Below are 26,109 nucleotides of genomic sequence, written 5' to 3'. Positions count from 1 at the left end.
GGTGAGGGCCGCAGCGATCAGCGAGATTGTAACCCCTCACCCGGATCGCATCGTTCGATGCGATCCGACCTCTCCCTATGGGAGAGGTGATTTGCGTTCCGGGCTGGCGCCGATCCTCAAATTCATCCCGTTCTACCGGCGACTTCAGGCGCGTACCGCCGCAAGTCCCGGGACGGCGGCAAAGCCGGCCTTGGTGGCGTAGCCACGCACGATCGCCTCGCGCTGGGAATAGCTCAGGACGTTATCGACATTGTCGAAGCCATCAGGCGCAAGCTGCTCGACAGCGTCGATGCCCCCCTCAGGGCCGCCGCGCCGGTTGGAGCGAACGATATCCGCCGTCATCGGCAGGCGCTTCTTCTCGTATTCCAGCAGCGCCTGGCGCGGATGCTCGGCACGCACCAGCGCATCCGCAAGGCAGCGCGCGTCGAGGATCGCCTGCGAGGCGCCGTTCGAGCCGACGGGATACATGGGATGCGCGGCATCACCGAGCAACGTGACGCGCCCGGACGACCAATAGGGCAAGGGGTCGCGGTCGCAGGTCGGATACTCGTAGAATTCGGGCGTCGCCGAGATCAGGCTCTTGACGTCAATATACGGCACGGAGAAGCGTGCCACATGCGGCATCAGTTCCTCGCGCCGCCCCGGCCGCGACCAGTCTTCTTTCCGCGGCGGCGGTGCATTGCCCTCGCCCACTTTGACCAGCACCGCCCAATTGGTGAGGCGGCTTGCCGGGCTCGATCCTTCCGCGATCGGATAGATCACCACCTTGGCATTGAGACCGCCGGCCACGATCATCGATTTGCCGGTGAGGAACAGCGGCCAGTCGCGGGCGCCGCGCCACAGCATCAAGCCGTTCCAGCACGGCGGCCCCTCGTTCGGAAACAGCGTCTCCCGGACGCGTGAGTGGATCCCGTCGGCGCCGATCAGGATGTCGCCACGGGCGGTGTGGACATGCGCGCCGGCACGATCAAAGAAGTAAGCGGTGACGCCGCCCTCATCCTGCGTGAAGGCCCCGAGCCGGCAGCCGGTGTGAATTGCGTCCGGTCCGAGCCGCTCCTCGACCGCGCGATGGATGACGCCCTGAAGGCGCCCACGATGGATCGAGAATTGCGGCACATCGTGACCGGCGTCGATGCCGCGGGCCTCGCGCCAGACCTCCTGGCCGTGGCGGTTGAGGTAATAGAGCTGATCGGTGCGGATCGCGACGTCGTCGAGCCTCTGCAACAGACCGAGCCCGGCCAACTCGCGCATTGCATGCGGCAGCGTGTTGATGCCGACGCCGAGTTCGCGGATGGTGTCGGCCTGCTCGTAGATCTCGCAATCCAGGCCGCGCGAGCGGAACATCAACGCCGTGGTGAGACCACCGATACCGCCACCGACGATAATCGCCTTCATCGCCCTAACTCCACTCGAAACACAGGCAACGGGTTAACGTCGCACGGGCGGTCACTCCGCCGCAAGCGGCTTTGTCGCCTCTGCCTTGAGCTCGGCCCGGGTCTTGGGCTTAGCCTTAATTCTCAGCTCCTCGAGATCCTGCCGGTCGCGCACGCTGTTGCGGAAAATTTGCTCTTTTCCGGGCAGGTATTGCGGCGGACAGAATGCGTCGTTGGCCCCGTACCAGGCCGCCGCCTTCATGGTGAAGAAGGGGTCGACGAGATGCGGACGGCCGAGCGCGACGAGATCCGCGCGGCCGGCGGCCAAAATGGTGTTGGCCTGGTCCGCCGTGGTGATGTTGCCGACGCACATGGTGGCCACGCGCGCCTCGTTGCGAACCTGATCGGAAAAAGGCGTCTGGAACATGCGCCCATAGACCGGCTGCGCATCGCGCACGGTCTGGCCGGTCGAGACGTCGACGAGATCGACGCCCGCCTCGGCGAAGGCGCGCGCGATGGCGACGGCATCATCGCCGGTGACGCCGCCGTCAGCCCAATCGGTTGCGGAGATACGCACCGACATCGGCTTGTGCGACGGCCACACCGCGCGCAGCGCCTCGAAGATCTCAAGCGGAAAACGCAGCCGGTTGGCGAGCGAACCGCCATATTCGTCCGTGCGGGTATTGGTCAGCGGCGAGATGAAGCTCGCGAGCAGATAGCCGTGGGCGCAGTGCAGCTCCAACATGTCGAAGCCGCAGCGCTCGCCGCGCTCGGCCGCCGCAACAAAAGCGTCCCTCACCGCGTTCATGCCGGAGCGATCGAGCTCGCGTGGTACCTGGCTGTCGGGGAAATAGGGCAGCGGCGATGCCGAAACGGTTTCCCAGCCGCCTTCATCCAGAGGCCGGTCCATACCGTCCCACATCAGCTTGGTTGCGCCCTTGCGACCGGCGTGCCCCAACTGAAGGCAGATCCTTGCCGCCGAGTTGCCGTGGACGAAATCCACAATGCGGCGCCATGCGGCTTCCTGCTCGTCGTTCCACAGGCCGGCGCAGCCGGGCGTGATCCGGGCATCGCGGCTGACGCAGGTCATCTCGGTGAAGATCAGCCCGGCGCCGCCGATCGCGCGCGAGCCGTAATGAACCAGGTGGAAGTCTGTCGGCACACCCTCCTTCGCCGAATACATGCACATCGGCGACATCACCGCACGATTGGCGAGCTTCATCTCACGCAGGCGGAGCGGCTGGAACAGCGGCACCATCGGTCGATCGGTATCGACATCGAAGCCGCTGCTGCGCACCTGCCTGGCAAACGACTTCTCGACCTCCGCTACGAAATCCGGGGCGCGGAGTTTCAGATTGTCATAGGTGATCGCCTTCGAGCGCGTCATGACGCCGAAGGCGAACTGCACCGGATCGAAATCCCAGAAGCGGTCGACATGCTCGAACCAGACCAGCGAGACGTCGGCGGCATGCTGCGTCTTCTCGACCTCCTCGCGGCGGCCGTGCTCATAAACTTCCAGCGCCGCCTCGATGCTGGGCGCCTTCTCCATCGCTTCGGCCAGCGCGATCGCGTCTTCCATCGCGAGCTTGGTGCCCGAGCCGATCGAGAAATGCGCGCTCGCCTTGGCGTCGCCGAGCAGGACCATGTTGTCCTTGACCCAGCGCTTGCTGCGGATCATCGGGAAATTGCGCCACATCGAGCGGTTGGTCAGCAATCGATGCTCGCCGAGGAACCAGCCGAAGATATCAGCCATCCGCGCGGCGGACTGAGCCTCGTCCAGCCCCGTCAACCCGGCCCGCTCGAACGTCTCCGGATCGGTCTCGAAGATCCAAGTCGAATGCCCGGCCTCATACTGATAGGCATGGGCGATGAACGGCCCCCACTCGGTCTCCTGGAAGATGAAAGTGAAGGCATCGAGCGGCCTGGTCGAGCCCATCCAGGCGAACTTGTTGGAGCGGATGTCGACCTCCGGCTGGAAATGGTCGACGTATTTCTCGCGGAAGCGGCTGTTGATGCCGTCGGCGATGAGAATGAGATCGGCATCGGCAAAACGGGACTCGTCGTCGATGTCCACCTCGAAATGCAGGACGACGCCAAGCTCGCGAGCGCGCTCCTGAAGGATCAGAAGTAGCTTGCGTCGTGAGCAGCCGCAAAAGCCGTTGCCGCCGACCCGGTGCACCGTGCCGCGGAAATGCACGGCGATGTCATCCCAGTAGGCGAACTCCTGGGTGATGCGGCGATAGCTCGGAAGATCGTGCTTCTCGAAATTGTCGAGTGTCGCATCCGAGAACACCACGCCGAAGCCGAAGGTGTCGTCGGCCCGATTGCGCTCGTACACCGTGATGTCGGCGGCCGGGCGCTGCTTCTTCAGCAGGATCGCCGCATAAAGACCCGCAGGTCCGCCACCGATGATCGCGACTTTCATGGGAGCCTCGCCAATTCACCCGGCCATGGAAACTATTTTAAGCCTAAAATAATTTGGCGCAAGTCCTCGTTGCTGGCGTGGACGCCGTCAAGGCGATCGGTCTAGTCGCCCCTGAATACCGGCTTGACCTCGTTGGCGAAAGCCTCGAAGGCGCGCTCGAAATCCGCCGTGGTCATGCACAACGCTTGGGCAACGGCCTCCGCCTCGATCGCCTCCTCCACCGACATCGCCCATTCCATGGCCAGCATCCGCTTGGTCATGGTGTTGGCGAAAGTCGGCCCTTCCGCGATCTGCTTCGCCAGAATTTGCGCCTGAGGCAGCACCTGCTCCGGCGTGACGATCCGGCTGAAGAAGCCCCAGCGCTCGCCCTCTTCCGCGGTCATGAACCGGCCGGTGTAGAGCAGCTCGGAGGCGCGCGACTGCCCGATGATCCGCGGCAGGATTGCGCAGGCACCCATGTCGCAGCCGGCCAGCCCCACCTTGTTGAACAGGAACGCCACCTTGGCCCCGCTCGCCGCAAGGCGCATGTCAGATGCCATGGCGATGATCGCCCCGGCCCCGGCGCAGATGCCCTCGACCGCGGCCACGATCGGCTGCGGACAGGCCCGCATCGCCTTGACGAGGTCGCCGGTCATCCGCGTGAAGGCGGTCAACCCCTTGGTGTCCATCTTCACGAGCGGGCCGATGATCTCGAATACATCGCCGCCCGACGAGAAATTGCCGCCGGCACCGGTGACGACGATGGATTTGACTGCATCGTCGAAGGCGCAGGCACGGAAGAAATCGGTCAGCTCCCGGTAGCTTTCGAAGGTCAGCGGATTCTTTCGCTCGGGGCGGTTGAGCGTGACCGTCGCAACGCCGTCGACCACAGCCAGCATAAAGTGTTGCGGCGAGTAGTCTGCAAGCGGCACGGTGACGGGATTGGCGGGTCTGCTCATGCGATCTCCTTGGCTTCCTTGTTCCCCGACTGCACCAGGCACGCTAGACCTCGCCCCCGGCCACGGCAATCGCCTGCCCGGTGATTGCGCTCGCGCCTTCACCGCACAGCCAGAGAACCGTGTCTGCCACTTCCTGCGGCGTGATCAGGCGTCCTTGCGGGTTGTGTTTCGCGAGCTCTGCGATGGCTTGCTCGCGCGTCCGCCCCGTCTTCTTCATGATGTTCTCGACGCTGCTTGCGACGAGATCGGTGTCGGTGAAGCCGGGACACACCGCATTCACGGTCACATTGCTTCCAGCCATCTCGAGGGCGAGCGAACGCACGAGACCGACTACGGCGTGCTTTGCAGCAGCATACGCGCTGACATAGGCATAGCCCTTGAGCCCGGCCGTAGACGCGACCGCGACGATACGGCCATAGGGGCGATCCTTCATGCCCGGCAGCACAGCCTGGACGGCATGCACGACGCCCATGAAATTGACATCCATCATGCGCGCAAAAAGGGCGGCATCCGATTTCGCGAACGGCGCCGATTCAGCGCTGCCCGCATTGGCAATCAGAATGTCGATCGGCTTGCGCGCACTCGCTCCGGCAATGGCAGCTTTCAGGGACGCTTCGTTCGACACATCAGCGACGGCCGCAAAGTGCGCCGCACCTGCATTGACTGCCTCTTCGAGAACCGCCGCGTTCCGGCCAAGCACGGTTACGGTCGCGCCAGCGCCGACGAGAGAAGCAGCTATTGCACGGCCGATGCCGCGACCGCCGCCAGTCACCAGCGCGTGCGACGAATGCGGCAATCCGGACATGCGCTGGCTCCCTCGGATCTTGTGATCGTTCTTCCGATATATTTTAACCTTCAAGTTTTTGCAACGAAAGCTGCGCTCGCCCCCGAACACTGCCGCACAGAAGCGGCCCGGAAATTGCTTTAAGTATAAAATTATCTCTTCCCATCCCCTACAGGCCTGTTAGCATCAACGGGCCAAGCAAAAGGATGTCGCGTGTCGCAGCCTGCGCCAATGATAACAAAGGACGGACGCTTCGCCTATGAAGCCGCGGGCGATCCGGGCGCGATACCCCTGATTTTCCTGCATGGCATTGGCGGCGCGGCGCGAAGCTGGCGGCAGCAGCTTGCCACGTTCGACGACCGCTTCCACACGATCGCATGGGACATGCCGGGCTATGGCGGATCGGCGCCGCTCGCCAGCGTCAGCATCGCTGCCCTGGCCGATGCACTTCAGCAATTCATCGAGCAGCTTGGCGCAGCCAAGCCTATTCTGGTCGGCCATTCCATCGGCGGCATGATCGTGCAGAAGTGGCTGGTGCAGTCCCCCAAACTGGCACGTGCGGTCGTGCTGGCGCAGACCAGCCCTGCCTTCGGCAAGGCCGACGGCGATTGGCAGAAATCATTCATCGCGGCACGGCTCGGGCCGCTCGATAGCGGGGAGACCATGAAGTCGCTGGCGCCAACGCTGGTGAAGGAGCTGGTCGGCGATGATCCCGATCCAAACGGGATGGAGCTGGCGCGCGAATGCATGGGAAGCGTGCCCGAAGCAAGCTATCGCGCCATGATGCTGGCTCTCATCGGCTTCGATCAGCGCAGCACGCTTGGGGATATCTCCGTCCCCACGCTGCTGCTGTCCGGTTCCAAGGACAACAATGCGCCCGCCCCGATGATGGCAAAGACCGCGACCTATATCCCTGGGGCTGCATATGTCGAACTCGCCGGCGTGGGCCATCTCGCCAATCTCGAACGCCCCGCCGCCTTTGACGAAGCTCTCGGCCGGTTTCTGAACTCACTCGCGACCAAAGCCTAAGGTAACTGCGCGATGACCATGCAAGTCAGCAAGACTATTGGCACGACCAACAAGGTCGCGCTGGATGCGCCGATCTTCGATCCTGTTGCCTTCCGCCTGAGCGAGGAGCAAGCCGGCATCATTGCGCGCGCCCGCGAGATCGGCCAGAGCGTCTTTGCCGGTCGCGCCGCGACCTATGATCGCGAGGCGATCTTCCCGACCGAAAACTATCGCGACCTGCATCGCATCGGGCTGCTCGGCATCGCAGTCCCCAAGAAGCACGGCGGACTTGGCGCGAACTACCAGACCTATGCCTTGGCCGCCGCCGAGATCGGCCGCTATTGCGGCGCGACCGCGCTCACCTGGAACATGCATGTCTGCTCGACCCTGTGGTCGGGCCCCCTCGCCGACGATCTCGACATGGATGCAGAAACGCGCGCGGAGCACGAGCGGCGGCGCGCGGTTCACTACAAGCGCATCGTCGAGGACGGTGCGATCTACTCGCAACCCTTCTCTGAAGGTGGCGCGGCGGCGGCCGGCGGTGTCGCGTGTGGCACGGAAGCGAAGCCGGTTGCGGGGGGCTGGGTCGTCAACGGCAAGAAGATCTTTGCCTCGCTCTCCGGCCACGCCGACTATTACGGCGTGCTTTGCACGGAGATCGAAGAAGGCGAGAAGGCCTCGCGCCGCAACACGCTTTACCTCGCCATCCCCGCAAAGTCGCAAGGCGTCTCGGTTGTCGGCGACTGGGATCCGCTCGGCATGCGGGGCACGGTCTCGCGGACGCTTCTGTTCAAGGACGTTTTCGTGCCGGAGGATTCTGCGTTGATGCCGCGTGGCGTCTATTTCCAAGCTGCGATGCGCTGGCCGCACATGTTCCTGACGCTGTCGCCGACCTATATGGGCCTCGCACAAGCCGCCTATGACTTCACCGTGCGCTACTTGCGCGGCGAGGTGCCGGGCATGCCGCCGGTCAAGCGGCGGATGTACCCGACCAAGCAGATCGCGGTCGCGCAGATGCAGATCAAGCTGGAGCAGATCAAGGGGATCTGGTTCCAGGCCGTCACCGAAGCCTGCGCCAATCCGAGCAAGGAGCAGGTGCTCCGGGCCTATGCCGCGCAATATTCGGTGATGGAAGGCGCCAATGAGCTCGCCGCGCTCGCGATCCGCACCTGCGGCGGCCAGGCCATGCTCAGGTCGCTGCCGCTCGAGCGGATCTATCGCGACAGCCGCTGCGGCTCGCTGATGCTGCCCTGGACCGCCGAGCTCTGCCTCGACCGGATCGGGCGCGAAGCGCTGTACGAGGCCGGTGAAACGGACGACTGACGGTGGACCTCTGTAGCCTGATAGACCGCAACGCGGCGTTCGCTCCAGACAAGACGGCTATTTCCTTCGAAGGGAAGCGGCTGAGCTATGCGGCATTCGCCGCACGCATCGAGCGAACCGCGACAGCATTGAAGCAGGAGCTTGGCGTCGGCCGCGGCGACCGCGTCGCGATTCTGAGCCTGAACCGGCCCGATTATCTGGTGCTGCTCTACGCGTGCGCGCGGCTCGGGGCTATCCTGGTGCCACTGAACTGGCGGCTGGCTATCGCCGAGCAGCTGTTCATTCTCAGCGATGCCGGCGCCAAGGTTCTCGTGCTTGAGCAAGCCTTCGAGGGACTTCTTTCCACACTCGCGCAGTCCGCACCGGGGACTGCCGTCGTCGGCCTCGATTTCGCACCGCCCGGCGGCACAACGTTCGAAGGCCTGCTCGCCAGGAGCGACGGCACCAGCCGAAATCCGCACACCGATCTCTCGTGTCCGCTGCTCATCGTCTACACGTCGGGAACGACCGGGCGGCCGAAAGGCGCAGTGCTGCGCCAGGAGGCGCTGTTCTGGAACGGCGTCATGAGCCAGCACATGCACAACATGACGTCCGACGACCACGTGCTGACCGTGCTGCCGTTCTTCCACGTCGGCGGCCTCAACATCCAGACGACGCCGGCGCTCCAACTGGGCGCGACGGTCACGATCCATGCGCGCTTTACGCCGGATACCGCGCTTGCGGCCATCGAACAGGAGCGACCGACGCTCACGGTGCTGGTGCCTGCGATCATCCAGGCGGTGAGCGAGCATCCCGCCTGGGCGAGCGCCGATCTTTCGTCACTCAAGGCCGTCGCAACAGGCTCGACCATCGTGCCTCCACAACTGATCGAGCGTTTTGTCGCGCGCGATGTCCCGGTGCTTCAGGTCTACGGCTCGACCGAGACCTGCCCGATCGCAATCTACACGAGGCTCGGCGGCGATCTTTCGCGCGTGGGATCGACTGGCCTTGCCGGCCTGTGCTGTGAAGCCAAAGTGATCGATCAGGCTGGCAATGAGATGCCGGCGGGCACGCCGGGCGAGATCGCGGTGCGCGGGCCCAACGTGTTCTTTGAATATTGGGGCAACGAGGCCGCAACGCGCGATGCTTTGCATGACGGCTGGTATCGCACCGGCGATATCGGCCTGTGCGATTCTGACGGCTATTTCTGGGTTCGCGACCGCAAGAAGAACATGATCATTTCCGGCGGGGAAAACGTCTATCCGGCCGAGGTCGAGCGCGTCCTGCTCGAACATCCTGATGTCAGCGAATGCGCCGTGATCGGCCGGCCCGACCCGCGCTGGGACGAGGTGCCGATCGCCTATGTCATTGCGAGATCCGGTTGCCGGCTCGAGGCCGACGAACTGAGGACGCATCTTCAGGCGCAACTCGCGCGCTATAAGGTTCCGCGCGAGATCGTCTTCGTCACCGATCTGCCGCGGACGGCGCTCGGCAAGGTCCAGCATTTCCTGCTGAAGCAGCTTGATGCGCAGTCCCGGACGCAAGGAGAAGCATCTTGAAGATTGCGGTTCTGGGCGGGGGGAACGGCTCTTTCGCGGCCGCGGGCGATTTTGCGCTGTCGGGGCATGAGGTACGGCTTTGGCGCCGCGATGCCGATCAGGTCGCGGCACATCGTACCGCGGGCGTGCGCATCCTGGTCAAGGATCACAACGGCCGCCACGACGTGAAGCTCGCGCTGGTCACGACCGACATCGCCGAAGCCGTCGATGGCACCGAGCTGATCCTGTGTCCCGCCCCTGCCTTCGCACAGCCGGATATCGCCCGCCTGCTCGCCCCGCATCTGCGAGACGGCCACGTCGTGTTTCTGCCGCCGGCGACGTTCGGCTCGATGATCTTCGCCCAGGCGGCGCGGGATGCCGGCAACCACGCCAAGGCAAGCTTTGCGGAGACCGGCACCCTGCCGTGGCTGACCCGCAAGCACGGACCATTCGAGGTCGCGATCACCATCCGCGCCAAGCGATTGCCAGTCGGTGTGTTCCCGCTCGACCAGGCGCCCCACGCACTCGATGTCATCGGACGCGCTTTCCCGGGCGTCATCGAACCGTGCGGGGATGCGCTGTCCGGCGCGCTCATGAATGCAGGCCCCATCATCCATCCGCCGCTGATCGTGATGAACGCAGGTCCGATCGAACATTTCGAACGTTGGGACATACACAAGGAAGGCACGCAAGCCGCGATCCGGCGGGTCACCGACGCGCTCGATGCCGAGCGGATCGCCGTGCGCGAGGCGCTCGGCTATGCTGCGCCACATTTTCCGCTCGCTCATCACTACGCGAGAGAAGGCGAGATCTGGATGTATGGCCGCGGCTCGCACGACCGGCTCACCGATTCCGGCGACTGGCGGGAACGGATCGTGCTGACCGAGCACCGCTACATGCGCGAGGATCTGCGGCTCGGGCTGTCACTGCTGGTGTCCGTCGCCGATCTGTCTGCTGTGGCCACGCCGCTCGCCAAAGCGTTCCTGTCGATAGGTGGCGCGGTCTGCGGCGAGGATTTTGCGCAAGGCGGCCGAACGCTCGAGACGCTGGGCCTCGGCAATCTCAGCAAGGCTGAACTGCAGACGCTGCTTCGCAATGGATTCTGACCGATGACCAAACGCGTCAACATCGTCTGTCTCGGCGCCGGCCGCATGGGCCGCGGCATCGCCGTCGCGTTCGCCTATGCAGGCCACAGGATCACGATGATCGACGTCAAGGCGCGCTCCGCGGAGGATTTCACCAAGCTGGAAGCGGACGCGCTCGGCGAGGTCAGGAAGACCTTTGCCAGCCTGTCGAAGCTGGGGCTCTTGACCGAGGCGGATGTCGATCCGCTCATCGCGCGCGTCTCGGTGGTCGCGGTCGGCGGAAGCGGTGCAGCTCTGTCCGAGGCCGGCATGGTCTTCGAGGGCGTTCCTGAGGTGGTCGAACTCAAGCGCGAGGTACTGGCGGCAGCGTCGCGACAAGTCGGCCCGGACACCATCATTGCATCGACGACATCGACGATCCTCGTCGATGATCTCTCCGGCGCGATCGTGAATCCTCGCCGCTTCCTCAATGTGCATTGGCTCAACCCGGCCTATCTGATCCCGCTGGTCGAGATTTCACCCGGCAAGGCCACCGACCCGGCCGTCATCGACGAGGTCAAGGCGTTGCTCGAGGGCATCGGCAAGGTACCGGTTGTCTGCGCCGCCACACCCGGTTTCATCGTCCCGCGCATCCAGGCGCTGGCGATGAACGAAGCCGCGCGCATGGTCGAAGAGGGCGTGGCCAGCGCGGAAGAGATCGACAAGGCGATCCGCTACGGCTTCGGCTTCCGCTATGCCGTGCTCGGGCTGCTCGAATTCATCGATTGGGGCGGCGGCGACATCCTGTACTACGCGAGCCGGTATCTGGAAGGCGCGCTCGGCAGCGAGCGCTATCGGGCGCCGGACGTCATTTCACGCAACATGCATGAAGGCCGGATCGGCCTGCGCACGGGCGCAGGCTTTCTCGATTATTCCGGGCTCGACGTCGACGCTTATCGCGCGAAGCGGCTCCAGGCCATGGTCGATCTGCTCCGGCATTTCGGACTGGCGCGCCCCCCGGTGCTCGACCACAACTAGCCGAAGACGTCCTGGAGCACGCCCTCCCGGACCACCGCAACGCCGTCGAGCTCGATCGTCGTCCCCATCATCGGCAGGTCGAAATGTCCTGCCGTGTAGCGCCCTGCGAATTCATTCGCTCCGGTCGAGAACAGGAAATTGCCGGAGACGGCCCGAATCTCGGTGCCGTTGGTGTCGCGCTGATCGTACATCGACAGCGCCTCGTAGCGCGCACCCGGATTCATGCCGAAGCCGACATGCGACACGGCGTAGGCTTCGCGATCGCCCCAGGCGGCGAGATAGGCACGCATCATCGCAGCATCCGTGCCCTCCCCTTCCAACTCGACGACATAGTCGTCCTTCAACGTCATCTTCACAGGCGACGTCAGATAACGCTTGAAAGTGAGATTGATGTCGCCGGGCGCCATCACCAGCGTGCCGTTGATGGTTCCGCTCTTGGGGAAGCTGACGACGATTCCGCCGGGCCAATGCGCCAGGGTGCCGGGTTTATCGGTCCAACCCCACACACCGACCGTGGAGGCGCCAACCATGTCGATGTCGAGCGCCGTTCCGGCCTTCGACGTCACCCGCATCCGCTTGGTCCCGCGCAACATCTTGGCCGCCGCACGAACGCGCTTCTCGAGCGCGGAATCCGGCACCATGCGCTCCAGCGCTTCGGGATGCTCGTTGGAGATCACCAGGATCCGCGCGCCGGCTTTGAGGATCTCCGGCGTCTCGACCGCGTGCATCAGGCCTTCGATGGTGCAATCCACAACGAAGCCCGCCTGCTGAAGCGCGGTGATGACCGGACCAAGCCGCTGGATCGCCTCGCTCGCCCCGGTGGAGCGTACCGGGACGACGTTCCGGTTACGCGGAGTCGGCATCACCACGTGAAACGGACGCGCTCCCATCCGCAATAGCGCGAGCTCCGCCAGATGCACGTTCAACGCACGTGACTGGGTTTCCGAGAGGATCGCCGCGGTGTCGCCCGCCTTGACGGCGCATCGCTCGAATATCTCGCAGAATGCGTCGATCCATTTTGCCTCAATGCGGTCAGCCAGCATGGTCCACTCCCGGTCGTCAGGATTCTTGTTTGTTACGCTTCGGGGAAGCCCCGGAGCAAGTACGAGCGCAGCGCTCCCAGCAGGCCGTTCAGGATCAACCCCAGCAGCGAGATCGTGATCAAGGGCACGAACATATCGACGGCCTGGAAGGTTCGGGCCGCCGTCACAAGTGCATGGCCCAATCCGTCCGTCGACGTGATCATCTCGGCCAAAAACACCACGATGCAGGAAATGACAAGGCCGATCCGGCATCCCGTCAGGATCGACGGCATCGCGGCCGGCAGCACGACTTTGAAGAGGATTTCATAGCGCGGCGTTCCTGCCGCCATGGCCGACCAGATCAGCTTCTGCTCGACGGTCGATGCACCGTAATAGGTGGAGAGCAAAATGGGAAACAACGCGTCCGCGGCCACCAATGTGATCTTCGATCCGTGGCCGAACCCGAGCAAGAGCAGTAGCGCCGGATAAAGGGCAACCTTGGGCAACGGCGCCAATACGCGGACGATAGGACGGACCACGGCGTTGATCGCCGGATTGGCGGCGGCCGCGATACCGATACTGACCCCCAACACGACCGCAATCGCGAACCCCGCAAACAGCCGGATCAACGTTGCCGCGATCTCCTGCTGAAACGCGAACGTCACGAGTTGCTGAAGCAGCCGGCCGAAGACGAACCCCGGCGGCGGCAGCAAGACCGCGGGCGCAAAGCCGAATGACACCAAGCCCTGCCATACCGCGATCACCAGCACGATTGGGGCAATCCCAAGAAAGACGTTTGGGGAGAAAAAGCGCGACATCATGAGAAGCTCAGCGGCATGTCGAACTGCGGTTCGGACCAACGCACAAGTCTGGCACGAGCCCTTTCGAAAAGCGCGTCGAAGAAAATTCCCATCGCTCCCACGATGATGATCATCGCAAAGACGGTGTCGTATTGGCCCATGTCGAGCGCATTGAACAGGATATTGCCGGCGCCAGATTGACGGGCAATCATCTCACTTGTGATCATCGTGATCAGCGCCAGCACCAATCCTGTGCGGCACCCGGTCAGGATTTCCGGCAGCGCTGCGGGCAGCACGATCCGCACCAACCGTTGTGCGGGCGAAAGCCCCATCGCAGCCCCCGACCAAAGCATCTTCTCTTCGACCGCCTTGGCACCCTCGAAACTGTGGTAGATCACGGGGAGGCTGACGCCCAGAAAGATCACCAGTGTCTTGGTGACGTCGCCGACGCCCAGCCAAAGCATGATAATCGGCATCAAGGCGGCCTTCGGCACCGGATAAATCACCATCAGGAGCGGATTGAAGAAGGCCGCGACGCTCCGGCTGCGTCCCATCAACAGGCCCAGTGGAATCGAAACCAGCACCGCCACACCGAATCCGATCGCCATGCGGCGAAGCGAAGCAAGGATGTTGATCAGAGACTCCTTGTCGCCGAGAATGTCCGGAATTGCCCGAACCGCCTCAATCGCCGTCGGGAAGCTGTCGTTCTTCAGCGCCAGCGAGGCAACCTGCCACACCGCCAGCAATCCGATGCAGGCCAGTACCGGAGCAGCCCGTTTGGTCAACGCAGCCGGTGTCATCATGAGACAGGCCCGGCTTCGTCGCTCTCATCGAACATGCGCTCGATATCGACGACGTACTTCTGATAGCGGGGATCGAGCAACAGCTCATTGCGGCGGCGCGGCCGCGGCAGATCAATGTCGATGACCTGCCGGATGCGGCCCGGAGATTTCGACATCATGACAACCTTGTCCGAGAGGAAGACGGCCTCGTCGACCGAATGAGTGACGAACAGCACCGTCTTGCGGTCGCGCTCCCAGATGGTCAGAAGATCGTTCTGCAGGCGAGTCCGGGTGTGCGCGTCGAGCGCGCCGAACGGCTCGTCCATCAGCAGAACTTCGGGATGGTAGGCGAGCGTGCGCGCCAGCGCCACGCGTTGCTTCATGCCGCCGGACAATTCCTTGGGGTAGAAACTCTCAAAGCCTTTGAGACCGACCATCTCGATCAGGGCCCGGCTCTGCGCTTCGGCTTCGGCGGCGCGCACACCTTGCTGGCGTGGGCCATACATCACATTTCCCAGCACGGTCTTCCAGGGAAACAGGGCGAACTCCTGGAACACGGGTCCGCGATCCGGACCGGGCCCGGTAATCGCATGTCCCTTGATCTTCGCCATGCCGCTGGTCGGGCTGACAAAGCCGCCGACGATATAGAGCAGTGTCGACTTGCCGCAGCCGGACGGACCAAGGATTGAGACGAAGGCGCCCTCCTCGATCGTCAGCGAGATGTCCGACAGCGCCAAATGATCCTTGCGCGCCGAGGTCTGAAAGACCTGGGAGACGCGATCGATCTCGATGATTGCGGAAGCCGGCTCTTGTGATGTCACCGGTCTCATCCATTCGCTCGATCTCGCAGCCACTACAGTCATCCCGTATCTCGTCTCACTCGCGCGAACATTCAGCAGCACGAGCTTAGCAAGAAACCTGCCAGACAGGCCTTCGCCTTCGCACACGTGCGGTGCGTCATTCGAACCACGGCCATTCTGCCGGGCCTTCATGCGTAACGGCTCCACCCGGCGCTTGGCCGACCAGCCGCGCATATTTTGCGAGCGCACCTGCACGGTGACGCGGCGGGCGTTGCTTCCAATCGCGCCGCCGCGCGGTGAACTCCTGCTCGTCGAGCAGCACATCCATCCGCCGATTTGCGGCATCGATCCGGATCCTGTCGCCGTCGCGAACAAGCGCCAATGGACCGCCAACAAACGCCTCGGGAGACACGTAGCCGATGCACATGCCGCGGGTCGCCCCCGAGAACCGCCCGTCGGTGATCAGGGCAACTTTTTCGCCCATGCCCTGTCCGTAGATCAGCGCGGTGACGCCGAGCATCTCACGCATGCCGGGGCCGCCGACCGGCCCTTCGTTGCGGATAACGAGAATCTCGCCCGCCTTGTAGCTGCGGTCGCGAACCGCTTTGACGCAGGCTTCCTCATCCTCGAAAACGCGCGCGACGCCCTCGAAGAACTGGCTCTTCAAACCGGCAACCTTGATCACCGCACCGTCCGGACAGAGGTTGCCCTTCAGAACTGCAACGCCCCCATCTGGCATGATAGGCGCACGAGACGCGTAAACGACCTCGCCATCGGGAGCATTGGCCGCACCATATTCCTCGGCAAGCGTTCGGCCCGTGATGGTGATGCAGCTGCCATCGATATGCCCGCTCTGGATCAGCTCACGGATCACCACTGCCGCGCCGCCAATGTCGTAAACGTCTTTCGCCGTGTATTTGCCCCCAGGCCGCAGATTTCCGATCAGCGGCGTCCTGGCAAATACCTCGCCCACATCGTCGATCGTGAATGCAATGCCGGCCTCGTTCGCGATGGCAGGAAGGTGCAGCGCGGCGTTGGTCGAGCCGCCCGTCGCGGCCACGATCGCCGCGCCGTTCTCCAGGGATTTGCGCGTCGCGATATCGCGCGGCAGCGGTCCACCACGCTCCAGCATCTCCATGATCAGCCGTCCGGCACGCCGCGAGATCTGCGCACGCTCGGCGTAGACACCGGGCACCATCGAAACGTTTGGAATGGTCAGGCCCATCGCCTCCGACACCATTCCCATGGTATTCGCGGTGAACTGGCCGGCGCACGCGCCGATCGTCGGCAAGCAGGCGCGCTCGATCCGCTCGAGCGTGGCGCCGTCAATCTCGCCAGTCATGAAGCTGCCAACAGCCTCATAGGAGTCCAGCACCGTCAACGTTCGACCGTCCACGCGGCCCGGCAGCGAGCTGCCGCCATAGATGAAAATCGACGGCACGTTGCAGCGAACCATACCCATCATCACGCCGGGAAGCGTCTTGTCGCATCCGCCATACCCGATCAGCGCATCGTAGGCCAACCCATGCACGACGGCTTCGATCGAATCGGCGATCAGCTCCCGCGAGAACAGGGAGAACTTCATCCCCTCGTGGTTCATGCTGATGCCGTCGGAGACCGACACGGTCGAGAATTCGCGCGGTGTGCCGCCGGCTTCCTCGATGCCTGTCTTGGCCGCGGCGACCTGGAAATCGTGGGTCATGTTGCAGGGCGTCTGCTCGCCCTTCATGCTGACGATACCTACCATCGGCTTGGCGATCGCAACGTCGTCCAGCCCCATGGCGCGCATGAATGCACGATGCGGGGCCCGGTCGAGCCCGTCCGTGGTGACGCGTGATCGCAACTTCTTCATATGTGCATCTTCTTCGTTCAGCGTCCCGGATGATCCGGAACGCTGCGGTCTCGCGCACGATCGTTCGCCCGCTTCTATTCCAGCGGAGCGACGATCGTCTGATGCCTGAACTGCGCGACATCCAACTTTGGCAGCATTCCTGTCTCTGCATAGATATCCAGCATCTTCTGGATCGCGGGGAAGTTTGGCGCTGCGCCTGGATCGCGACCGAAATCATTGTCCTTGAGCAGATAGGTCTCGAGCACCGGAACGGGCGCCTTCAGCACCTCCAATACGACCTTCAGGGTCTCTTCGCGGTTCGCCAGCGCCTTCTTCATGCCTGACGTGATGTCGCGGACATAGGCTTTGACCAGCTCCGGATTCTTGTCGACGAAATCGGCACGGCAGGCTTCCAGGATGTGCACGATGTTCGGCATGGCCTGGGACAGCGAGAACAGCTTCCTTGTGCCGCCCTTGGCCTCCGCGCGTGCGGCAAACGGCTGGTTCATGTTGACCGCATCGACGCGGCCTTGGCGCAGCGCGTCCTCGGAAACTGCAAAACCGACCTCGACCAGCTTGATGTCCTTGGCCGGATCGACGCCATTCTGCTTCAAGAGCAGGTTGAATGGCCCTTGCGTGCCGCCACCGATCACGGAAATGCCGACCGTTTTGCCCTTGAGATCGGCGATTGTCTTGATGGGCGAGTCATCCTTGACGGCCCAATAGACCGAGAAACCGCCAGGCTTTTCGAAGACGTGTTGCGCGACGATATAGGCCTTGAGATTGCCGCCGACCACGCCATTGGAGAGCGACAGTGGCGCCTGCGTCGCGCAGTCCAGCGCGCCGGCCGCCAATGCCTGCGTCATCGGCGCGGTGCCCTGGAATTGGGTCCATTCGATGTTGTAGGTCTTGCCGATACTGGGAAACTCGGCCGGCCTGCGCATCATCCAGTACTTGGATTCTTCGGCCGGGATCGTCCAGCCGACGCGGATCGTCTGCTGCCCCCATGACGGGCTTGCCGCCGCGCTCACGGCTGCTGCCGCCCCTAAAGCCAGGATCCATTTCGAAACGGTTCGCATCGTACCCACTCCGCTGCTCCGGCGCCGACAGGCGCCCCCAACCCGACCGCCTCAAATGTTTCATGGTTCAAACAATCAGGCAAGCCATGCAAGCCGGGCGGTTTTGCCGTCGGATGCACAATGTATGGTAAAGGGGCCGTCGCATTGCGACAGAAGGAGGCAACCTATGGCTGATGAGAGCAAGGCAAACCCGCAAGGCACCGAGAGGCTCGGCTATCTCGGGCTTGGGCTCATGGGCACGCCGATGACCCGACGCCTGCTCAAGGCCGGCTATCAGGTCGCTGTCTGGAACCGCTCGGAAGGCAAGGTGGCGCCGCTCGCCGAGGCCGGCGCCAAGCGCGCGGTCACGCCTCGTGATCTCCTGGTGAACTCGGATATCATCTTCATGTGCGTGACCGATGCGGCCGCGGTCGAGGAGGTGATCTTCGGGCCCGAAGGTCTGGCAGCGGCACCCGGCGCGGGCAAGCTTGTCGTCGACTTCTCGTCCATACATCCCGACGCTGCGCGCGATCTCGCAGCGCGACTGAAGGACGCGAATGGCGCAGGCTGGATCGATGCGCCCGTGTCCGGGGGCACGAAGGGCGCCGAGGAAGGCACGCTCGCCATCATGGCGGGCGGGGAAGCTGGCGACATCGAGAGGGTGCGGCCCTATGTGCTGGCCATGGCGCGCAGGTTCACTCGCATGGGCCCGATCGGAGCCGGCCAGACCACGAAGCTGTGTAACCAGGTGATCGTCGGATGCGCCATGGCCGTCCTCGCGGAAGCGACGCGCCTTGCCGTGAATGCTGGAATCGATGCCAGCCGGTTGCCCGAAGCGCTCGCCGGCGGCTTTGCGGATTCCATTCCGCTCCAGCTGTTCGTGCCGCGGATGGTCCAGGGCATTCACAACCCGCCGCTCGGCCACATCGCTACGATGCTCAAGGACCTCGATACGGTCGCCGATGTCGCACAGGCGACGTCGACGCCGGTGCCGATGGCCACCCTTGCCGGGCAACTTTTCAGGCTGGCGAAGGCCGCGCGAGGTGCGGACGCGGACGCGTTGGAAATCTACAAGCTATCGGCGCCGAAACGCCAGGCTGTCTAGGGTCCAGACTCAATTGAGCCAATATGCGACGAGAGCGGCGAGATGAACAGCGGCCAAAAAATTACGGGCGAGCTTGTCATATCGCGTGGCGATGCGCCGGAAGTCCTTGAGCCTGCAAAAGCAGCGTTCGATGACATTTCGTCCTTTGTAGGCGCGTTTGTTGAAGCGATGGATGACGACACGGTTAGATTTATTGGGGATTACGGGCTTGGCGCCACGACGAATGATTTCGCCGCGAAGCTTGTCGCCATCATACCCTTTGTCGGCGAGGAGCACGCTCATGGGTGGCGCGAGCGCCAGGACATCGGGAGCCGCAGCGATATCGGCATCCTGGCCTGGAGTCAGATGCAGGACGACCGGCCGGCAGAGCGGATCGCTCAGCGCATGGATTTTTGTCGTGCGGCCTCCGCGCGAGCGGCCGATTGCTTGATTGTGCTCCCCCCTTTTCCGCCGGAGGCACACCGGTGAGCTTTAATCGAGGTCGAGTCGAGCGACAGTACGACGCCGTCTTCGCCAGGCTTGGCCAGCGCTTCGAAGATTGCGCACCATCGTCCTCGCTTGGCCCAGCGATTGAAGCGATTGTAGATCGTCGTGTAAGGGCCGTATTCACGTGGACAATCACGCCATCGTGCACCCGATTGCAGCATGTGAATGATGCCGCTGACGATGCGTCGGTCGTCGTCCCGATCCGGCCCCGTCAGTCCCCTCGGCAGATGCGGTTCGATACGCGCCCATTGCCTGTCGTTCAGCCAAAACAAACCAGCGCGCATTCTCTCGCCCCCGAATCAACACGTAGGCAAGAGAATCACGTGGCGCTATTTAGGTACAGACCCTAGGCGACCTGAAGCGCGTTACGGCGCCTTCTTGCGTTCATCGTCGGCCATGAAGCGGCCGAACGCCCCCCGCGCGAAGAGCAGCGGCTCCTTCGCATTGTAGGTGTAGGCCTCGACCGCGCCGAGAAAGATCACGTGGTCGCCGCCATAGTAGCGATTCACGGAGCGGCATTGAAAGTTGGCGACGCTCTCGGTGAGTACCGGCGCGTTGCCGAGGCCCGGCGCCCAGTCCACGCCGGTGAACTTGTCGTCCGATGATTTTGCGAATTTGTTCGCAAGCGCCTGTTGCGAAGCGCCAAGCACATTGACGGTGAAATGGCTGGCGTTCTGGAAGATGGTCAGGCTCGAGGAATAGACGACGAGACTCCACAGAACCAGCGGCGGGTTCAGAGAGACCGAGGCGAACGAATTGCACGTCAGTCCGTAAGGCTTGCCGTCAGGCGCTGCCGCCGTGATGATCGTTACCCCCGTTGCATAGGTTCCAAGCGCGTTGCGAAAGTCGCGAGGATCGATCTGCGAGTTGTCGCTCGCAAACTCGTTGGCGGGATCGGGAGCGCGGGGCTGCTTCGGCAGATCATTCATCGACCGGTCTCACAGCGTCAGATTCTCGGACGGCAGGCCGAGCGCCACTCGTCCATAATTGGTCCCGGCCGCATCGAAGTTGAACGCGAGATGCGAGTTGATCGCGTGCGCATCGCGGAACTGCCGCTGCAACACGCCGCTTGTGAACAGACCACGCGCGCCACTCGCGGCAAACAGCATCGAGACCGAGTCCGTGCACAAGTTCACTGAGAAAGATCCGTCGCGCCGGTATCTGGTCTTGGTCGCCATGTCAGGGATATGGCCGCGCCGAGCGTCCGTCATGGCATCGAGGCAGGCCGACCGCATGATCAGGCGTGCGGCGTCGATCTTCGCCGATGCCTCAGCGATCTTGATCTGCGTGCTTTGAAAATCGCTCAGCTTGGCGCGATTGTAGGTTGAAATGCGATGACGCGCGACCTCTGTGTAATCGTCGAGGCATGCCTGCGCATTCCCCAGCGCGACGCCGGAGAGAACGTATGGGAAGAGCGAGAACACGGGTAACGCATACAGCGGATTCGGATTGACCTTGCTTCCCGGTGTCGGGCCACCTGAGAGGTCACCGACAGCGACCGTCATGTAGTCGGCCACGAAAGCGTCCCGGACTTCGACGTCGCAAGATCCCGTCCCGCGCAATCCTGCGACATTCCAGGTGTCCAGCACCGTGTAATCGCCCTTCGGCAGCAGGAAGATCCGATACTCGATGCCGTCCGCCTCGTCCTCGGAGTAGACCACGCTTGCCAGCATGTTCCATTCGCAGGAGGCAACCCCCGAGGAGAACGGCCAGCTTCCGCGCAGCCGGTATCCGCCCGCGACCCGCGTAGCGCGTCCGGCGGGAAAAATGAACGAGGATGCGATTAGCGCGTCCGGATCACGACCCCAGACCAGATCTTGCGCCTTCTGCTCGAACATGCCGAGCATCCAATGATGGCTCGCCAGGTTGGCGAGATTCCAGGCTACCGACGCATCCGCCTGCCCGAGCAGCTCAGCGCAATCGACGAGGGCGACATAGTCGAGCTCGGCACCGCCGATCCGGGCCGGTTGGAGCATCCGGAACAGGCCGGCGTCATGGAGATCCTTTTCGGTCTCCGGCGGAAGACGCCGCAGCTCCTCCGTCCGCGAGGCACGCTCGCGTAGTCGCGGCAGGAGCGCCCTAGCCTTCGCAATCATTGCCGCATAGACTTCTCCGCCGTCTTGCTGTCCGGTGGGCTGAGTCATGCGCGGCTCCTGACCGAGCGCCATTCGTGTCCCTCGCTTTCACACATTTATGCGGCGAGACCTTCGCTAAATCAAGCCGAGGCAACGTCCTCAACCTGGCGTCGGAGGCTTGGCCGAGCCAAAGGCGCCCTTCTCGGCAAATTGGGCAATGCGGCGTTCGTCGTAACCGAGCGTATCATGCAGGACCTGCTTCGTATGCTGGCCCAACAGAGGAGCCGCAACGGGATCGATCGCGCCGGTCATGCCCATGGTAATCGGTGGCTCGATGTTTGGCACCCATTCCGCTGTCGGGTGCGGAATCCGGTTCAAGCGATGGCGCTCGCGCGCCTCGGGCGCATTGAACCCCTCCTCGACCGTGCGGAGGTAGCCGACCGGAATATTGGCCAGCTTCATCTTCGCCATCCAGTTCTCGAGCGTATCGCTTGCAAAGACCTCTGCAATGGCTGCCCGCAGGAGCTCCTTGTTTTCCGAACGCGCCTTGCGCGTGGCAAACTGCGGATCGGTGATGAGATCGGGTCGGTTCAGGACCTCCATCACGAGCCGGCGGTAGAGCCGGTCGTTGGCGCAGGCCATGTAGAGCGGTCCGTCGGAGGCCTCATAGACGCCGACGGTGGGAGACCCGCTCGGCGAATTGCCGAACCGGCCGTCCTACGCTCGCGTCGAGCGAGCGCAAGAGGGATCTCGGCCTCATGTCAATGCAGGAGGTCGAGGCCGATGCGAGTGGCTAGGCGGCGCAGACATTCCACAGCACCCATCACCCGCCGTCGCCATCCGCCTCCTCCTTCGGCGGCGCGTCCTGCGTCTTGCGCCCAAGAAACGTATCGGGTGGTGATTGCTTCAACAGCTCGCTGCATTCGCGCGCGATCCGCAGTACGCGTTCAGTCTGCTCGTGCTCGGCAGGCAGCGGCCGACAGACGCGCATCTCGGGGCTCCCTTCGCTTTGCAGGCGGGAGCACGATCGGTCTCTCAGTCACCGGCGCCCACGGAGGGAAAGCCTTGGCCGGTGAAGCGACGTCGACTACCGAGGTCGCTTTGGTTCAAGAATGAGCCTGGCATCACGTCGCGCGCAAAATGAGTAAGTGGCTCAAGCGGCTGAACTTGCACCCGAAAATTTAATCTGCGGCCGTACCAAATGATACAGACCTCTTCTCCGCAAGCGGTGTAGGATTGATCCATCACCGCAAGGCCCGTGGCACAGATCGGTGATGAGAACGCCAGTTGCGCTCCCGCCTGCTCGAACAAGGGAGATGCGCCATGCAGACACGGCGTCGTTTCAAACAGACCAAGACCCTGAGCGACAGACTCGCGGACGAAGCCGCCCGCTGTCGCGCGGAAGCGCGCACGCTTACGCCGGGGCGTCGCCGCGAGATGCTGCTGCGCCAGGCGCGACAGGACGAGACCGCCATGCAGATCGAGGCCTGGCTGCGCTCGCCCGGACTGAGGGCGCCGACATGACGCAGCAATATCGCGCCTATCTCGTCGGCGAGGACGGCGTCTTCCGATCCGCCGAAGCGTTCGAAGCCCCGTCCGATTCCTCCGCGCTGGTCTTTGCGAAGCAGTTCACGCGGCTGGGCAAGGTCGAAGTCTGGCAGCTCGGCCGCAAGGTCGCCGTGCTGGACTCCGATCAATCCCGGCCACCGTTGCACGCGCGATCCCGATCGGCACCGATGCATCAATGATCGCGTGACCGCGATCGCGACGTCAGATCTTCGATCTCGAAGCAGAACGTCACCTGCATGACGGGACCGCCGGCGTCGCGAACGCCGATCGCCATCTCCTGCCGGCTGCCCGTGAGCGGCGCGGACAGCACGGCATCGCGCGCCATGTCGGCAACCGACTTGGCCGCCTCGGCCTGAACCGCGCGCGGGCCGGACAATTCCAGTCCCTCCTCGTCCACCGCAGTTCCCTTCTCGTCGCGAAGGTCGAAGTAGTATCGGGGCATTGTTGCATCCTTTGCCGTAATAGCTCAGGGAGCGAACAAAGGTTTCCAAGAGGACGCAAAAATTCTCTTGGGATCAAAGGGTTTTGGGAACGGAGCGCGCACGCTCAGCCGGGACCGGAGTGCGTGAACTCGCGCACTCGCCCCTCACTCCTCCGCAAGCTTGCGCTCGATATAGGCGTCCACCGTCTCGGCGAACGAACGCTGCACGCCGACCGCGGCATCGTGCTGGTCGAGCGCGTCGCGCTGGAGCACGCGCAGGCCGCGCCCGCGGGCGCTTGCCGGCGCCGTGTTCAGGAACTGATCGATGGCGCCCCTGGCGAGCGGAATGGCCTTGGGATCACCCCTTGCGATCAGGAGCCGCAACAGGCTCTGGCATTCGGCCAAGCCGGGCATGGGTTCTCTCACCTTTGCTGCGATTTCGGCTTCGGCCGCTTGATCGGCTGGGTATGGGTGCCGAACAGCGCCAGCAAGAACGCGACTTCTTCCTTCGAACCGATCTGGATCATGATTGTCTCTCCTGTTCGCTTCGTTGGTCGAGGCGCGGAGCCGAGCCGTTCAGGACAATCGGGTTTCAGCACTGTTTCAGGCGTGTTTCATCGAGGTCATCCGCGTCGGCCCCCCGCCTGTTTGCGTCCTCAAAATCAGAGCCCGCGACGGATTGCTCCGCGCGGGCTTTCATCGATCGCGCTTGCCTCGGGAGGCGCCGAAGCCCTGGCGGGACCACGGGCACCGCGCCTTCCCGTCTCAGTGCATGTGACCGATCAGGCAGGCGCGCCACCAAGAAGGATCACAGCGGGATGGCCCAAAGCAAAAGCACAGGCATTTCCTCAGTGCGAGGTGCAGATCTTGACCGTCTTCATGCCGGCCTCGGCTTCAGACCTAGTCTTGTACACGGTGTCGCCGCTGACAACCGTCGTTTCCGTGGTCGTCGGCTTGGATTCGGTGATGGTGCACTTCTTGGTCTTGACGTCCTGAACCACGTAGAACGATTGCGCAAACGCGGGAGACGCAACTGACGTCAGCACAGCGGCTGCAATGATGGCTTTGATGTTCATCGTGTCCTCCTCCAGCAGCCCGGTCATCAGGCCTGTCATCTACAAACAGGACAGATTGCCACTTGTTCCCGGACCAAGATTCGAACCAACCGGCTCGGACTGCGTTGGTGCGCCAACAGGAGGCTTCGATGCTGAACGTGCGGCTCGTGACAACTTCTCTGGCGATGCTGGTCGTGCTGATGGCCGCAGCAGCAGCTGAGCCCGTCAAGGACCAGGCTCCTGTCGTTCAAAGCTCCGCCGAAGCCCGCCCCATCCGCGTCATACTTCCAGCGCCCTGGGAAACCACCCAGAGCCAAGGCGAGCCTGTGAAGTCTTCAAAGTAGCAGCCTGCCGGCGAACGCCCCTGCGGCAGACGACGGCCACAGCTCGCTCGACATTGCCGACCAAAGAGCCGCGGCAGACTCCTCCAGAACAGTAGCAACCAATTCGAATCTCGCATGTTGTCGCCGGCACAATCACTTGCAGGAGACAAAAACATGTCACGTCTAACTCTGCTGGCAGCAATCTTGTTGCTGCTCGGCGCGGTGCCCGCGGGCGCCCAGTCGCAGCCGGCGCAAAGCGGGCCCGGAAACAACGCCGTCAACAGCTCGGACCAGAACAACTCAAATGCTCCGGTCGCCGGCCGCAACAGCTTCACCGAGGGACAGGCGAAATCGCGGATCGAGGGCGCGGGATTTTCCAACGTCTCCGGCCTGCAGAAGGACAACGAAGGCGTCTGGCGCGGCAAGGCCGACAAGGCCGGCACCAAGACCGATGTCAGCGTTGACTTCCAAGGCAACGTCAATCCCGCCAAATAAGGAGAAATTAGCATGACGACCACCATTTCTCGTCTCTACGACAATTATTCCGATGCGGAGCAGGCTGTCAGGCGGCTCGAAAACGCCGGCGTACCGCACTCCGATATCAGCATCGTCGCCAACAACTCGGACAATTGGTACGACTCGTCGTCCGGCAAGGCCGGCCTCACATCGGGCGGCAAGGTCGATCGTGATCGCGACGGCACCGACGATCGCGCCGAGGGCGCGGGGACCGGTGCGGGCATCGGCGCCGGCATCGGCGGCGCGGCAGGCCTGCTCGCCGGCCTCGGCCTGCTGGCCATTCCCGGCCTCGGGCCGGTCGTCGCTGCCGGATGGCTCGCTGCGACCGCTGTCGGTGCGGCCGCCGGCGCGGCAACCGGAGGCATCGTTGGCGCCCTCACCGAAGCCGGTGTCTCCAAGGAGGATGCATCGCTCTATGCCGAGGGCGTTCGCCGTGGCGGCACGCTAGTCACAGCCAGGGTGCCGGATCAGGATCGCGCACGCCTCGAAGCGCTTCTGCACGAGAGGTCCGTGAACTTGCAGGATCGCAGCTCAGCCTGGAAGAAGTCCGGCTGGACCGACTTCGATGCCGCCAGCCCGCCACTTGCGCCCGACGATGTCCGGCGCGAACGCGAGCTATACGGCGCGGGCTCGCGGCGATAAGCCGGCAGTAGGCCCAACACGACAAAGGCCCCGCGATGCGGGGCCTTTTCATGCCGAACGCCGGTCATCATCGCGACGCCGGCACTCGTCCATGGTCTCATCTTGCCGGTGTTTTGCCTGACGGGTCAAACTTTATCTTAAATTCAGCAAAGCG

General features: G+C 63.4%; 29 protein-coding genes and 1 pseudogene. 11 read left to right on the top strand and 19 right to left on the bottom strand.

The window, feature by feature from the left end; translation table 11 throughout:
- Positions 1–144: 144 nt before the first annotated feature.
- The 4 genes from ABIF91_RS29975 to ABIF91_RS29960 form a co-directional block, all read right to left on the bottom strand.
- Complete coding sequence (locus ABIF91_RS29975) at positions 145–1,395, bottom strand: flavin-dependent oxidoreductase (RefSeq protein WP_424579550.1); 1,251 nt, start codon at positions 1,393–1,395, stop codon at positions 145–147.
- 51 nt (positions 1,396–1,446) lie between these two features.
- Entirely contained in the window at positions 1,447–3,798 is a 2,352-nt protein-coding gene (locus ABIF91_RS29970) for a bifunctional salicylyl-CoA 5-hydroxylase/oxidoreductase (protein WP_028180306.1), read from the bottom strand.
- Positions 3,799–3,899: 101 nt separating this feature from the next.
- Positions 3,900–4,736: an enoyl-CoA hydratase family protein gene (locus ABIF91_RS29965; RefSeq protein WP_028180305.1), complete on the bottom strand. Its 837-nt coding sequence runs from the start codon at positions 4,734–4,736 to the stop codon at positions 3,900–3,902.
- Positions 4,737–4,779: 43 nt separating this feature from the next.
- Positions 4,780–5,541 (bottom strand): SDR family NAD(P)-dependent oxidoreductase, encoded by a 762-nt coding sequence (locus ABIF91_RS29960; RefSeq protein ID WP_028180304.1) that lies wholly within the window; start codon positions 5,539–5,541, stop codon positions 4,780–4,782.
- Positions 5,542–5,751: 210 nt separating this feature from the next.
- Between ABIF91_RS29960 and ABIF91_RS29955 the strand changes: the two genes are divergently transcribed.
- Genes ABIF91_RS29955 through ABIF91_RS29935 form a run of 5 tightly spaced genes read left to right on the top strand, consistent with a single transcriptional unit; the run spans position 5,752 to position 11,470 of the window.
- Positions 5,752–6,549 (top strand): alpha/beta fold hydrolase, encoded by a 798-nt coding sequence (locus ABIF91_RS29955; protein WP_051393938.1) that lies wholly within the window; start codon positions 5,752–5,754, stop codon positions 6,547–6,549.
- Positions 6,550–6,561: 12 nt separating this feature from the next.
- Complete coding sequence (locus ABIF91_RS29950; protein ID WP_028180302.1) at positions 6,562–7,851, top strand: acyl-CoA dehydrogenase family protein; 1,290 nt, start codon at positions 6,562–6,564, stop codon at positions 7,849–7,851.
- Between the two features lie 2 nt (positions 7,852–7,853).
- Positions 7,854–9,389: a class I adenylate-forming enzyme family protein gene (locus ABIF91_RS29945; RefSeq protein WP_028180301.1), complete on the top strand. Its 1,536-nt coding sequence runs from the start codon at positions 7,854–7,856 to the stop codon at positions 9,387–9,389.
- Positions 9,386–10,474, top strand: a complete 1,089-nt coding sequence (locus ABIF91_RS29940; RefSeq protein ID WP_028180300.1) for an NAD/NADP-dependent octopine/nopaline dehydrogenase family protein — start codon at positions 9,386–9,388, stop codon at positions 10,472–10,474. Before ABIF91_RS29945 ends, ABIF91_RS29940 begins: the two co-directional genes overlap by 4 nt.
- Before the next feature lie 3 nt (positions 10,475–10,477).
- The gene (locus tag ABIF91_RS29935) at positions 10,478–11,470 is read left to right on the top strand and encodes a 3-hydroxybutyryl-CoA dehydrogenase (protein WP_028180299.1); all 993 of its coding nucleotides are present in this window, start codon (positions 10,478–10,480) and stop codon (positions 11,468–11,470) included.
- Here ABIF91_RS29935 and ABIF91_RS29930 read toward each other — a convergent pair.
- The 6 genes from ABIF91_RS29930 to ABIF91_RS29905 all read right to left on the bottom strand — a co-directional run bounded on the left by ABIF91_RS29930 (position 11,467) and on the right by ABIF91_RS29905 (position 17,784).
- On the bottom strand, positions 11,467–12,513 hold the full coding sequence (locus ABIF91_RS29930) for a peptidase M29 (RefSeq protein WP_028180298.1): 1,047 nt from the start codon (positions 12,511–12,513) through the stop codon (positions 11,467–11,469). The two genes, ABIF91_RS29935 and ABIF91_RS29930, sit on opposite strands and share 4 nt — an antisense overlap.
- A 32-nt stretch (positions 12,514–12,545) precedes the next feature.
- Entirely contained in the window at positions 12,546–13,313 is a 768-nt protein-coding gene (locus ABIF91_RS29925) for an ABC transporter permease (RefSeq protein ID WP_028180297.1), read from the bottom strand.
- Positions 13,310–14,095: an ABC transporter permease gene (locus ABIF91_RS29920; protein ID WP_028180296.1), complete on the bottom strand. Its 786-nt coding sequence runs from the start codon at positions 14,093–14,095 to the stop codon at positions 13,310–13,312. The genes ABIF91_RS29925 and ABIF91_RS29920 overlap by 4 nt, the downstream gene beginning before the upstream one ends.
- The gene (locus ABIF91_RS29915; RefSeq protein WP_051393937.1) at positions 14,092–14,937 is read right to left on the bottom strand and encodes an ABC transporter ATP-binding protein; all 846 of its coding nucleotides are present in this window, start codon (positions 14,935–14,937) and stop codon (positions 14,092–14,094) included. Before ABIF91_RS29915 ends, ABIF91_RS29920 begins: the two co-directional genes overlap by 4 nt.
- Positions 14,938–15,031: 94 nt before the next feature.
- Positions 15,032–16,726: a dihydroxy-acid dehydratase gene (gene ilvD / locus ABIF91_RS29910; RefSeq protein WP_028180294.1), complete on the bottom strand. Its 1,695-nt coding sequence runs from the start codon at positions 16,724–16,726 to the stop codon at positions 15,032–15,034.
- 74 nt (positions 16,727–16,800) lie between these two features.
- Positions 16,801–17,784, bottom strand: a complete 984-nt coding sequence (locus tag ABIF91_RS29905; protein WP_284282846.1) for an ABC transporter substrate-binding protein — start codon at positions 17,782–17,784, stop codon at positions 16,801–16,803.
- 166 nt (positions 17,785–17,950) lie between these two features.
- Between ABIF91_RS29905 and ABIF91_RS29900 the strand changes: the two genes are divergently transcribed.
- Positions 17,951–18,868, top strand: coding sequence for an NAD(P)-dependent oxidoreductase (locus tag ABIF91_RS29900; protein WP_028180292.1), 918 nt, complete (start codon positions 17,951–17,953; stop codon positions 18,866–18,868).
- A gap of 9 nt (positions 18,869–18,877) precedes the next feature.
- Here ABIF91_RS29900 and ABIF91_RS29895 read toward each other — a convergent pair.
- From ABIF91_RS29895 to ABIF91_RS29870, 6 genes and pseudogenes are all read right to left on the bottom strand, one after another.
- A protein-coding gene (locus ABIF91_RS29895; RefSeq protein ID WP_110115998.1) for an IS5 family transposase occupies positions 18,878–19,638 on the bottom strand; the annotation gives its coding sequence in 2 pieces (ribosomal slippage) (positions 18,878–19,299 and positions 19,299–19,638; 762 coding nt in all).
- Positions 19,639–19,719: 81 nt separating this feature from the next.
- Positions 19,720–20,283 carry a flavin reductase family protein gene (locus ABIF91_RS29890; RefSeq protein ID WP_028178929.1) on the bottom strand — a complete coding sequence of 188 codons (564 nt, stop codon included), beginning with the start codon at positions 20,281–20,283 and terminating at the stop codon, positions 19,720–19,722.
- Positions 20,284–20,292: 9 nt separating this feature from the next.
- Complete coding sequence (locus tag ABIF91_RS29885) at positions 20,293–21,522, bottom strand: acyl-CoA dehydrogenase family protein (protein WP_035717905.1); 1,230 nt, start codon at positions 21,520–21,522, stop codon at positions 20,293–20,295.
- Positions 21,523–21,588: 66 nt separating this feature from the next.
- Positions 21,589–22,143: pseudogene (locus ABIF91_RS29880) on the bottom strand (CoA transferase); the annotation flags it as partial.
- Between the two features lie 109 nt (positions 22,144–22,252).
- A complete protein-coding gene (locus tag ABIF91_RS29875) occupies positions 22,253–22,420 on the bottom strand; it encodes a hypothetical protein (protein ID WP_162832025.1) in 168 nt (55 codons plus the stop codon).
- 44 nt (positions 22,421–22,464) lie between these two features.
- Positions 22,465–22,740: a hypothetical protein gene (locus ABIF91_RS29870; RefSeq protein ID WP_424579549.1), complete on the bottom strand. Its 276-nt coding sequence runs from the start codon at positions 22,738–22,740 to the stop codon at positions 22,465–22,467.
- A gap of 12 nt (positions 22,741–22,752) precedes the next feature.
- Between ABIF91_RS29870 and ABIF91_RS29865 the strand changes: the two genes are divergently transcribed.
- On the top strand, positions 22,753–22,953 hold the full coding sequence (locus ABIF91_RS29865) for a hypothetical protein (protein ID WP_028178927.1): 201 nt from the start codon (positions 22,753–22,755) through the stop codon (positions 22,951–22,953).
- A complete protein-coding gene (locus ABIF91_RS29860) occupies positions 22,950–23,177 on the top strand; it encodes a hypothetical protein (RefSeq protein WP_028178926.1) in 228 nt (75 codons plus the stop codon). The genes ABIF91_RS29865 and ABIF91_RS29860 overlap by 4 nt, the downstream gene beginning before the upstream one ends.
- Here the strand turns inward: ABIF91_RS29860 and ABIF91_RS29855 are convergent.
- The 3 genes from ABIF91_RS29855 to ABIF91_RS29845 all read right to left on the bottom strand — a co-directional run bounded on the left by ABIF91_RS29855 (position 23,171) and on the right by ABIF91_RS29845 (position 24,495).
- Positions 23,171–23,440, bottom strand: coding sequence for a DUF6894 family protein (locus tag ABIF91_RS29855; protein WP_035676378.1), 270 nt, complete (start codon positions 23,438–23,440; stop codon positions 23,171–23,173). The two genes, ABIF91_RS29860 and ABIF91_RS29855, sit on opposite strands and share 7 nt — an antisense overlap.
- Positions 23,441–23,584: 144 nt before the next feature.
- Positions 23,585–23,833 (bottom strand): hypothetical protein, encoded by a 249-nt coding sequence (locus tag ABIF91_RS29850; protein ID WP_028178925.1) that lies wholly within the window; start codon positions 23,831–23,833, stop codon positions 23,585–23,587.
- Positions 23,834–24,267: 434 nt separating this feature from the next.
- Positions 24,268–24,495 carry a hypothetical protein gene (locus ABIF91_RS29845; protein ID WP_028178924.1) on the bottom strand — a complete coding sequence of 76 codons (228 nt, stop codon included), beginning with the start codon at positions 24,493–24,495 and terminating at the stop codon, positions 24,268–24,270.
- A 128-nt stretch (positions 24,496–24,623) separates the two neighbouring features.
- Between ABIF91_RS29845 and ABIF91_RS29840 the strand changes: the two genes are divergently transcribed.
- From ABIF91_RS29840 to ABIF91_RS29830, 3 genes are all read left to right on the top strand, one after another.
- Entirely contained in the window at positions 24,624–24,818 is a 195-nt protein-coding gene (locus ABIF91_RS29840; RefSeq protein ID WP_155251875.1) for a hypothetical protein, read from the top strand.
- 153 nt (positions 24,819–24,971) lie between these two features.
- Complete coding sequence (locus tag ABIF91_RS29835; RefSeq protein WP_424579829.1) at positions 24,972–25,292, top strand: hypothetical protein; 321 nt, start codon at positions 24,972–24,974, stop codon at positions 25,290–25,292.
- A gap of 12 nt (positions 25,293–25,304) precedes the next feature.
- On the top strand, positions 25,305–25,955 hold the full coding sequence (locus tag ABIF91_RS29830) for a general stress protein (protein ID WP_028178922.1): 651 nt from the start codon (positions 25,305–25,307) through the stop codon (positions 25,953–25,955).
- The last annotated feature ends 154 nt before the right edge of the window (positions 25,956–26,109 follow it).

The sequence above is a fragment of the Bradyrhizobium sp. USDA 241 genome, from assembly GCF_049739505.1.
Taxonomy (GTDB): domain Bacteria; phylum Pseudomonadota; class Alphaproteobacteria; order Rhizobiales; family Xanthobacteraceae; genus Bradyrhizobium; species Bradyrhizobium liaoningense.
Note: the sequence above shows the minus strand (reverse complement) of the source record. Positions and strands in the feature narration are given on the sequence as shown.

Coding starts and splice junctions, on each gene's coding strand:
- ABIF91_RS29950 (WP_028180302.1), top strand. CDS start 6,562: ATGACCATGCAAGTCAGCAAGACTATTGGCACGACCAACAAGGTCGCG.
- ABIF91_RS29960 (WP_028180304.1), bottom strand. CDS start 5,541: ATGTCCGGATTGCCGCATTCGTCGCACGCGCTGGTGACTGGCGGCGGT.
- ABIF91_RS29930 (WP_028180298.1), bottom strand. CDS start 12,513: ATGCTGGCTGACCGCATTGAGGCAAAATGGATCGACGCATTCTGCGAG.
- ABIF91_RS29955 (WP_051393938.1), top strand. CDS start 5,752: ATGATAACAAAGGACGGACGCTTCGCCTATGAAGCCGCGGGCGATCCG.
- ABIF91_RS29855 (WP_035676378.1), bottom strand. CDS start 23,440: ATGCCCCGATACTACTTCGACCTTCGCGACGAGAAGGGAACTGCGGTG.
- ABIF91_RS29860 (WP_028178926.1), top strand. CDS start 22,950: ATGACGCAGCAATATCGCGCCTATCTCGTCGGCGAGGACGGCGTCTTC.
- ABIF91_RS29875 (WP_162832025.1), bottom strand. CDS start 22,420: ATGCGCGTCTGTCGGCCGCTGCCTGCCGAGCACGAGCAGACTGAACGC.
- ABIF91_RS29905 (WP_284282846.1), bottom strand. CDS start 17,784: ATGCGAACCGTTTCGAAATGGATCCTGGCTTTAGGGGCGGCAGCAGCC.
- ABIF91_RS29865 (WP_028178927.1), top strand. CDS start 22,753: ATGCAGACACGGCGTCGTTTCAAACAGACCAAGACCCTGAGCGACAGA.
- ABIF91_RS29850 (WP_028178925.1), bottom strand. CDS start 23,833: ATGCCCGGCTTGGCCGAATGCCAGAGCCTGTTGCGGCTCCTGATCGCA.
- ABIF91_RS29835 (WP_424579829.1), top strand. CDS start 24,972: ATGTCACGTCTAACTCTGCTGGCAGCAATCTTGTTGCTGCTCGGCGCG.
- ABIF91_RS29900 (WP_028180292.1), top strand. CDS start 17,951: ATGGCTGATGAGAGCAAGGCAAACCCGCAAGGCACCGAGAGGCTCGGC.
- ABIF91_RS29840 (WP_155251875.1), top strand. CDS start 24,624: ATGCTGAACGTGCGGCTCGTGACAACTTCTCTGGCGATGCTGGTCGTG.
- ilvD (WP_028180294.1), bottom strand. CDS start 16,726: ATGAAGAAGTTGCGATCACGCGTCACCACGGACGGGCTCGACCGGGCC.
- ABIF91_RS29975 (WP_424579550.1), bottom strand. CDS start 1,395: ATGAAGGCGATTATCGTCGGTGGCGGTATCGGTGGTCTCACCACGGCG.
- ABIF91_RS29885 (WP_035717905.1), bottom strand. CDS start 21,522: ATGGCGCTCGGTCAGGAGCCGCGCATGACTCAGCCCACCGGACAGCAA.
- ABIF91_RS29890 (WP_028178929.1), bottom strand. CDS start 20,283: ATGAATGATCTGCCGAAGCAGCCCCGCGCTCCCGATCCCGCCAACGAG.
- ABIF91_RS29925 (WP_028180297.1), bottom strand. CDS start 13,313: ATGATGTCGCGCTTTTTCTCCCCAAACGTCTTTCTTGGGATTGCCCCA.
- ABIF91_RS29830 (WP_028178922.1), top strand. CDS start 25,305: ATGACGACCACCATTTCTCGTCTCTACGACAATTATTCCGATGCGGAG.
- ABIF91_RS29920 (WP_028180296.1), bottom strand. CDS start 14,095: ATGATGACACCGGCTGCGTTGACCAAACGGGCTGCTCCGGTACTGGCC.
- ABIF91_RS29845 (WP_028178924.1), bottom strand. CDS start 24,495: ATGAACATCAAAGCCATCATTGCAGCCGCTGTGCTGACGTCAGTTGCG.
- ABIF91_RS29915 (WP_051393937.1), bottom strand. CDS start 14,937: ATGACTGTAGTGGCTGCGAGATCGAGCGAATGGATGAGACCGGTGACA.
- ABIF91_RS29935 (WP_028180299.1), top strand. CDS start 10,478: ATGACCAAACGCGTCAACATCGTCTGTCTCGGCGCCGGCCGCATGGGC.
- ABIF91_RS29970 (WP_028180306.1), bottom strand. CDS start 3,798: ATGAAAGTCGCGATCATCGGTGGCGGACCTGCGGGTCTTTATGCGGCG.
- ABIF91_RS29965 (WP_028180305.1), bottom strand. CDS start 4,736: ATGAGCAGACCCGCCAATCCCGTCACCGTGCCGCTTGCAGACTACTCG.